This window comes from Paraburkholderia sp. RL18-085-BIA-A (genome assembly GCF_046027075.1).
Lineage (GTDB): Bacteria > Pseudomonadota > Gammaproteobacteria > Burkholderiales > Burkholderiaceae > Paraburkholderia.
In genome coordinates, this window is sequence record NZ_JARESU010000107.1 from 22,231 (window position 1) to 29,834 (window position 7,604).

At 61.1% G+C, this 7,604-nt stretch carries 6 protein-coding genes; 5 read left to right on the forward strand and 1 reads right to left on the reverse strand.

What is annotated here, in order from left to right; all coding sequences use genetic code 11:
• Positions 1 to 84 precede the first annotated feature (84 nt).
• On the reverse strand, positions 85 to 2,397 hold the full coding sequence (locus P0D89_RS39395; RefSeq protein ID WP_408378236.1) for an NADP-dependent malic enzyme: 2,313 nt from the start codon (positions 2,395 to 2,397) through the stop codon (positions 85 to 87).
• A gap of 164 nt (positions 2,398 to 2,561) precedes the next feature.
• On the opposite strand from P0D89_RS39395, the gene P0D89_RS39400 reads away from it, so the two are divergent.
• The 5 genes from P0D89_RS39400 to P0D89_RS39420 all read left to right on the forward strand — a co-directional run bounded on the left by P0D89_RS39400 (position 2,562) and on the right by P0D89_RS39420 (position 7,251).
• Positions 2,562 to 2,813 carry a hypothetical protein gene (locus P0D89_RS39400; protein WP_408369938.1) on the forward strand — a complete coding sequence of 84 codons (252 nt, stop codon included), beginning with the start codon at positions 2,562 to 2,564 and terminating at the stop codon, positions 2,811 to 2,813.
• Between the two features lie 76 nt (positions 2,814 to 2,889).
• Positions 2,890 to 5,019: an RNA polymerase sigma factor RpoD gene (rpoD, locus tag P0D89_RS39405; RefSeq protein ID WP_408378239.1), complete on the forward strand. Its 2,130-nt coding sequence runs from the start codon at positions 2,890 to 2,892 to the stop codon at positions 5,017 to 5,019.
• A gap of 279 nt (positions 5,020 to 5,298) precedes the next feature.
• Positions 5,299 to 5,766, forward strand: a complete 468-nt coding sequence (gene fabZ / locus P0D89_RS39410) for a 3-hydroxyacyl-ACP dehydratase FabZ (protein WP_408369943.1) — start codon at positions 5,299 to 5,301, stop codon at positions 5,764 to 5,766.
• Between the two features lie 98 nt (positions 5,767 to 5,864).
• A complete protein-coding gene (locus P0D89_RS39415; protein ID WP_408369946.1) occupies positions 5,865 to 6,587 on the forward strand; it encodes an IS6 family transposase in 723 nt (240 codons plus the stop codon).
• A gap of 13 nt (positions 6,588 to 6,600) precedes the next feature.
• Positions 6,601 to 7,251: a porin gene (locus tag P0D89_RS39420; protein ID WP_408369949.1), complete on the forward strand. Its 651-nt coding sequence runs from the start codon at positions 6,601 to 6,603 to the stop codon at positions 7,249 to 7,251.
• The last annotated feature ends 353 nt before the right edge of the window (positions 7,252 to 7,604 follow it).

A 7,604-nucleotide genomic window follows, 5' to 3' on the forward strand; every position in this document is an offset into this window, starting at 1 on the left:
TCGCAGCAAACACTGTGGCCATGCAAGGCGAAGTCAACGCGGAAACGCGCCGGCCACCAGCGCTTGCTCCTGACAGATGAAACATCATGGGGCCCGCGACGATGGGGATGCGGCACCTGCATCGGCGACGACCAGTGCAGTCATGTTGACAATGGCACGCACCGTGGCGGACGCGGTCAGCACGTGTACCGGCTTCGCGGCGCCCAGCAGCATCGGACCGATCGTGATGTTGTTGCCGGCCGCCGTCTTGAGCAGGCTGTACGCGATGTTCGCCGCATCAATATTCGGCAGGATCAGCAGGTTCGCGTCGCCTTCGAGCGTCGATTCGGGTAGCACTTCGCGGCGCAGATTTGCGTCGAGCGCGACGTCGCCGTGCATTTCGCCGTCCACCTGCAGGTCCGGCGCGCGCTCGCGCAGGATCTCGAGCACGTCGCGCATCTTCTGCGCGGACGGCGCGTTGCTCGTGCCGAAGTTCGAGTGCGACAGCAGCGCGACCTTCGGCTCGATGCCGAAACGGCGCACTTCTTCGGCGGCCATGATCGTGATCTCAGCAAGCTGCTCCGGCGTCGGATCGACGTTTACGTGCGTGTCGACCAGGAAAATCTGCCGGCCCGGCAGCACCAGCGCATTCATCGCGGCATAGACGCTGCAACCTTCGCGCTTGCCGATCACCTGGTCGATGAAGTGCAGATGACGATGCGTCGTGCTGATCGTGCCGCAGATCATGCCGTCCGCCTCGCCCTTCTTCACCAGCATCGCGCCGATCAGCGTGGTGCGGCGGCGCATTTCGAGCCTCGCCATCTGCTCGCTGATGCCCTTGCGCGCCATCATCCGGTGATATTCCTGCCAGAAGTCGCGATAGCGCTCGTCGTGATCTGTATCGACGACGACGAAATCGACACCCGGTGTGATACGCAGGCCATAGCGCGCAATGCGATGCTCGATCACCGCCGGACGGCCGATCAGGATCGGCTTCGCGAGCTTTTCGTCGACGATGATCTGCATGGCACGCAGCACGCGCTCTTCTTCGCCTTCCGCGAACACAATGCGCTTCTTCCCCGGCTCGACGCTGCGCGCCAGCTGGAAAATCGGCTTCATGGTCGTGCCGCTGTGATACACGAACTGCTGCAGATGCTGTTCGTACGCTTCCATGTCCTCGATCGGACGTTCGGCGACTCCGGATTCCATCGCGGCCTTCGCCACTGCCGGTGCGACCTTGACGATCAGGCGCGGGTCGAACGGCTTCGGAATCAGGTACGCCGGACCAAACGAGAGATCCTGGATGCCGTACGCGGTCGCGACGATATCGCTCTGCTCCTGGCGTGCCAGTTCGGCAATTGCATTGACCGCGGCGATTTCCATTTCACGCGTGACCGTCGTCGCGCCCGCGTCCAGCGCGCCGCGGAACAGGAACGGGAACACCAGCACGTTGTTCACCTGGTTCGGGTAGTCCGTGCGGCCCGTGCAGAGCACAGCGTCCGGACGCACTTCGAGCGCCAGTTCCGGCAGGATTTCCGGAGTCGGGTTGGCCAGCGCCAGGATCAGCGGCTTGTCAGCCATCTGCCTGACCATGTCCTGCTTCAGCACGCCGCCGGCCGAGAGACCCAGGAAAATATCCGCGCCGCCGATCGCCTCGGCGAGCGTGCGAGCCTCGGTTTCGCGTGCGAAGCGTTCCTTGTCCGGGTCCATCAGTTCGACGCGGCCCTTGTAGACCACGCCGGCGAGGTCGGTGACGGTGATGTTTTCGAGCGGCAGGCCGATGTCGACCAGCAGATCCAGACAGGCCAGCGCCGCCGCACCCGCGCCGGACGACACCAGCTTGACCTTCTTGATGTCCTTGCCGACCACCTTCAGACCGTTGGTGATCGCCGCCGCGACGACGATCGCCGTGCCGTGCTGGTCGTCGTGGAAGACCGGAATCTTCATGCGCTTGCGGCATTCCCGTTCGACGATGAAGCAGTCCGGCGCCTTGATGTCTTCAAGATTGATACCGCCGAAGGTCGGTTCCAGCGCGCAGATCACCTCGACCAGCTTGTGCGGATCGGACTCGTTCAGCTCGATATCGAACACGTCGATGCCAGCGAACTTCTTGAACAGGACGGCCTTGCCTTCCATGACCGGCTTCGAGGCGAGCGGGCCGATGTTGCCCAGACCCAGCACCGCGGTGCCGTTCGTGACGACGCCGACCAGGTTGCTGCGCGCGGTGAAACGGGCGGCGTTCAGCGGGTTCTCGACGATTTCCTCACACGCGAACGCGACGCCCGGCGAGTAAGCCAGCGCGAGGTCGCGCTGGTTGATCATCTGCTTGGTCGGGGCGATGGCGATCTTGCCCGGCGTCGGGAACTCGTGGTAATCGAGGGCGGCTTCGCGGAGTTTGCCCTGGGCTTGGGTAGGCATGATATCCCCTGGTTAACAGCATTTACAGACAATGATAATGATATTATCACGTCAACGGCATGCGCAGAGGCGCTGTGACGCCCGACATGGCGGCACCACGCGCGGGCCTGTAACGGCCCGGCAAGGCGGGACCACCGACAGAAATGAATCAAGGGAAAGCTCAGATGAATTCAGCTCCACGCAACTACGGCCTTGGGCGTCTGCGCCTGCATCACGATCCGGTCAGTCCTGATGGTCATCAGGCGCATCGCGACGTCACCCTGCAGGCGTCACCGGATGGCAGAACCGCCGTGCTCGTCGAGATCGAGGAGCGGTACAGCGATCATCATGCGACGGGTCCCGAACAGGAGGTCCGATATGAGATTTCGGTATCTGATCTGGTCCAACTGATCCGGGCGCATGGTGCGCGCCTCTGAGATGGTTCATTACCTCGCGAAGGCTGCCGCACGTGCTGCGCGCTAACCCTGACGTCAAATCCCATGGAGCGACCGCGTGACGAAAAAGGCTGTGAAGAAGCAGACACTGGACGTGGTGCCGGGCAACCTCAACGTGACGAGTGGACACGCCGGCATAGACGTTACGGATCGCGCACCCACGGCGGCGGCGGTCACAACGCGACCAGCGAGCTCCTCGACGCTCGACGGAGCGAGGGACTCCGGGTCCGCGGTCGCAACAGTTCCACCGGGGACCGGTTCACGCCGGATGAAAGCAAACGCACGTGTGCACGACGCCGGTGTCGCGCTACCGGATGAGTCCGCTGGAGAAAACGACGATGGCCGCTCGGGCCTGCGCGCGCTGATCAAGCTCGGAAATGAGCGCGGGTTCGTCATTCGTGGGGAAATTAGCGATTGCCTGCCTGAGCGCCTGGCGCAACCTGATGCGATCGACAACGTGATCAGAGCCTTCAGCGACATGGGCATCGCCGTATTCGAGCAGGCACCGGACGCCGAGTCCATGGTGATGCACGATCATGCGGTCGCGGGTTCGTCTGATGAGCAGGTCGACGAAGCGGCCGTGGCGGCCATCTCGAGCGTGGACGCCGAGTTCGGCCGCACCACCGATCCCGTGCGCATGTACATGCGCGAGATGGGTACCACTGAACTCCTCACCCGCAAGGGGGAAATTGCGCTTGCGCGGCGCATCGAAGAGGGCCGCAACGACATGATCCGGGCCATATCTTCGTGCCCGACAACGATTGCGGAGATACTCGCGATCGCTGACGGCGTTGCCAGCGGCGCAACCGCTATCGAAGAGGTCGTCGATGGGATGATTGACCCCGCTGCAGTGGAGACGGATGACATTATTGCCGTCGCGGAGGAAAGCGTCGACGGCGATCCGGTCCTCGACGAGGATCAGGGCGACGAAGATGATGACGGAGCTGAAGCCGCGTCGGCCGATCTGCAGAGCGAGACCCTGAAGCGCGACGCGCTGGCGAAGCTGGCAACGGTAGCTGACTGGTTCGAGCAATTGCGGGATGCCTACGAAACGGAGGGTTATGGATCTGGGCGTTATCGCGCCGCACAGGCAGCGATCGAGACCGAACTGACGACGATCCGCTTCACGGCGCGCACGATTGAGCGTTTGACGAGCGCGTTGCGGGTATCCGCCGACGGGGTCCGGACCATCGAGCGCGAAATCGCGTGGATCGCGGTTGACCGGTGTGGTGTGCCTCGCGACATGTTTGTCGCGCATTTCCGGGGCAACGAGACCAACCCGGCGTGGCAGCAGCAACTCATCACAGCAGGGCACCCGTTCAGTGGCGTGCTGGAGCGAAACCTCCCTGCGATCCAGCTGGAACAGGAAAAGCTCCTTGCTTTGCAAAAGCGGGTCGTGCTGCCGCTCGATGACTTCAGGGAGGTCTGTCGGGCGATGACCGAAAGTGAAGCAAAAACGCTGCGCGCGAAAGGCGAAATGATCGAAGCGAATCTGCGGCTGGTGATCTCGATCGCGAAGCGGTACGTGAACCGCGGCCTGCTGTTTCTCGACCTGATACAGGAAGGCAATATCGGTTTGATGCGAGCCGTTGACAAGTTCGAATACCGTCGCGGCTACAAGTTCTCCACCTATGCGACCTGGTGGATCCGGCAGGGCATCAGCCGGTCGGTCGCGGATCAGGCGCGCACCATCCGGGTCCCGGTCCACATGATCGAGTCGATCAACAAACTGAAACGGATCTCGCGCAAGATCCTGCAGGAGACCGGCCGGGAGCCCGATGCCGCCGTGCTGGCGGAGCGGATGGAGATACAGGAAAAGAAGATTCGGGAAATGCTGCGGATCGTCAGGGAGCCGGTTTCCCTGGATGCGACCGTCGGGGAAAACGAGGACACTTCGGTAGGCGACCTGATCGAGGACCCCGCGGCGATTTTGCCCGACGATGCAGCGCTGCACGCCAGCATGCGGGATGCCGTCAGTGAGGCGCTCACGACGTTGACGCCGCACGAAGCGAAAATTCTGCGCCTGCGTTTCGGTATCGATAGCGGCACGGATCACACACTGGAGGAACTAGGACAACAGTTTGAGGTGACGCGTGAGCGGATCCGGCAGATCGAAGCCAAGGCACTGCGCAAGCTGCGGCACCCGGCCCGCTCCGGGCGATTAAAGTCGTTCCTGGGCGAGGAGTAGGAACCAGAGCCGATACACGGCCCTATGGGGCCGGGTACACCGGATGAGAAACGAAGCGCCGCGTTGATGTGCAATCTCGACAGACTGTGCGACCGTATCAAGGCATTCGACGCGTCGGCTACCGATGCTTCGGGCGACAAGGCGTGAGCACCGGGCAAGGTTCGAGCGAGTATCAGGCCAGAAGAGTCGGTTGCCGTGACGGGGCAGCATGCGTTACCGATCCACCTGCACCAGCATCCGGAGTGATCATCGCGCGGTCAATGCGTGAATAGAAATACCATGAGCACTGAAAAAATCAATCTCGACATTCACAGGATTCTCACACTGCTGCCGCATCGCTATCCGATCCTGCTGGTCGATCGGGTGCTCGAACTCGAGCCGCACAAGTGCATCAAGGCGCTGAAGAACGTGTCAATCAATGAACCGTACTTCATGGGCCACTTCCCGAGTCGTCCGGTGATGCCGGGCGTGCTGATTCTGGAAGCGCTCGCGCAGACAGCTGCGCTATTAACCTTCTCGGAAGAGCCGCATGATCCGGCCAGCACGCTGTACCTGTTCGTCGGCATCGACAACGCGCGATTCAGGCGCGTGGTGGAACCCGGCGACCAACTGATCCTGAACGCGACGTTCGAGCGGCACATGCGCGGCATCTGGAAGTTCAAGGCTCGCGCCGAAGTGGATGGCGTGGTCGCGGCAGAGGCCGGTCTGATTTGCACGGTCAGACAGACGGATGGAGACGGACAGTAAGGTACCCTGGGACGCTGACTCGGCATCCCCATAACAAAAGGCTCTGTCGCGCTAAGGTGATCAGGTAAACTTCGGCGACCGAAATTGAGACGACCACGATGGCCATGACGGGCAAGACGCCGCGTACGACGCTACCACCGGGAATCGCGAAGGTGATGAAGAGACTGCACTATCCTCTGGACGTGATACTTCTGTGCGTGCGGTGGTATGTGGCCTACTCGCTGAGCTTGCGAAATCTCGAGGAAATGATGGCCGAACGGGGTTTCGAGGTCGACCATTCGAGCGTGCATCGCTGGGTGATCAAACTCGTACCGTTGTTCGAGAAGGCCTTTCGCAAGCACAAACGTCCGGTCGGCAAGAGCTGGAGGATGGATGAGACCTACGTCAAGGTGGGCGGCCAGTGGAAGTACTTGTATCGCGCGGTGGACAAGGCCGGCAATACGGTCGATTTCCTGTTGCGGGCGCATCGCGACAAGGCGGCAGCACGCCGTTACTTCGAGAAAGCCATCGATCGGAACGGGACGCCCGAGACCGTAACCATGGATAAAAGCGGGGCGAATCTGGCCGCCCTCCAGGCCATCAACGCCGAGCGGGAAACGCCCATCAAGGTCCGGCAGGTCAAGTATCTGAACAACATCGTCGAGCAGGATCATCGGGCGATCAAACGCCGAACCAGGCCCATGATGGGCTTCAAGGATTTCCGGTGTGCCCGCATCATCCTGTCAGGCATTGAGACGATGCATATGATCAGGAAAGGCCAGATGAAGGACCGCGGCGTCACCCGAACCGATGCCGAACAGTTCTATTCGTTGGTGGCGTAAGGACTCCTTGTCATTGCGGAATTTTCTTGCGTTGCCGTCATTATCGCGACACAACCAGTTTGGCGACGGCTCTACATTCGGCGCGGATCTCGGCTACGAAGCGCATCAGTTGGGGGTTAATGCGGGCTACTACTACGCGCGCGATATCACTCATTCGGGGGCGCTGGTGGGGGTGAATCCGGTGGGCAGTCCGCTAATCGGCAACAATGTCGGGACGTTGACGCTCAACAACGACGAGGATCTTTACCTCGTGGCGAAGTATTCCTTCGGCGCGCTCACAGTCAAGGGCGGCTATGAGCGTTACGAGCTCAAACCGCCAACCGACCCTGCTGCTGCCGGTGCAACGACTGATTACTATGGATTCCAAGGCTCGCTTGTGAACACGGTCAACGCCTCCAAGACCAACGTGTATTTCTTCGGTGGCGACTACAAAATTACGCCGACACTTGATATTGCCGCCGGCTTCTACGATACGCAGCTCATGCAGAGTGCACACGTTGCAGGTGGCAACCAGCTCGAATACTCAGTGCTGCTCGACTACAATCTGAGCAGACGTACCGACCTCTATGCCGGGTATATGTTTTCGAAGTTCAATGGGGCCGAGTTTATCGGCTACGAGCCGACCAATTACGTTGCGGCAGTTGGCATTCGCACGTTCTTCTGATTGTTCGAAGCGGGGCGGGGCCCGGGCATGACAAAGGGCGCCGCTTCGTTTCCGTTTCGATGCGCACGATGTCGGGCTGTCGGGCTGTGGTGCAAATATCGCCCGGCGTCATAGTAGTTGTCGGTGTGCCAAGAAGGAAAGCGACAAGAGGTCGCTGTACATGCTGTATCCGTGATAAGGGTTGGCCCCTCGGTTTCGCCGATCAGGCGGTGATACCAAACCACCCAGACGATAATGCGGTGAAATTCACGCGCGATAGCGGGGCAGTCAGAATCGAACTGAGGCAAACCCCCCGCGGTCCGCAGGCGGTCGTGATCGACAACGGGCCCGGCATTCCCCGTGCCGAACGCGGA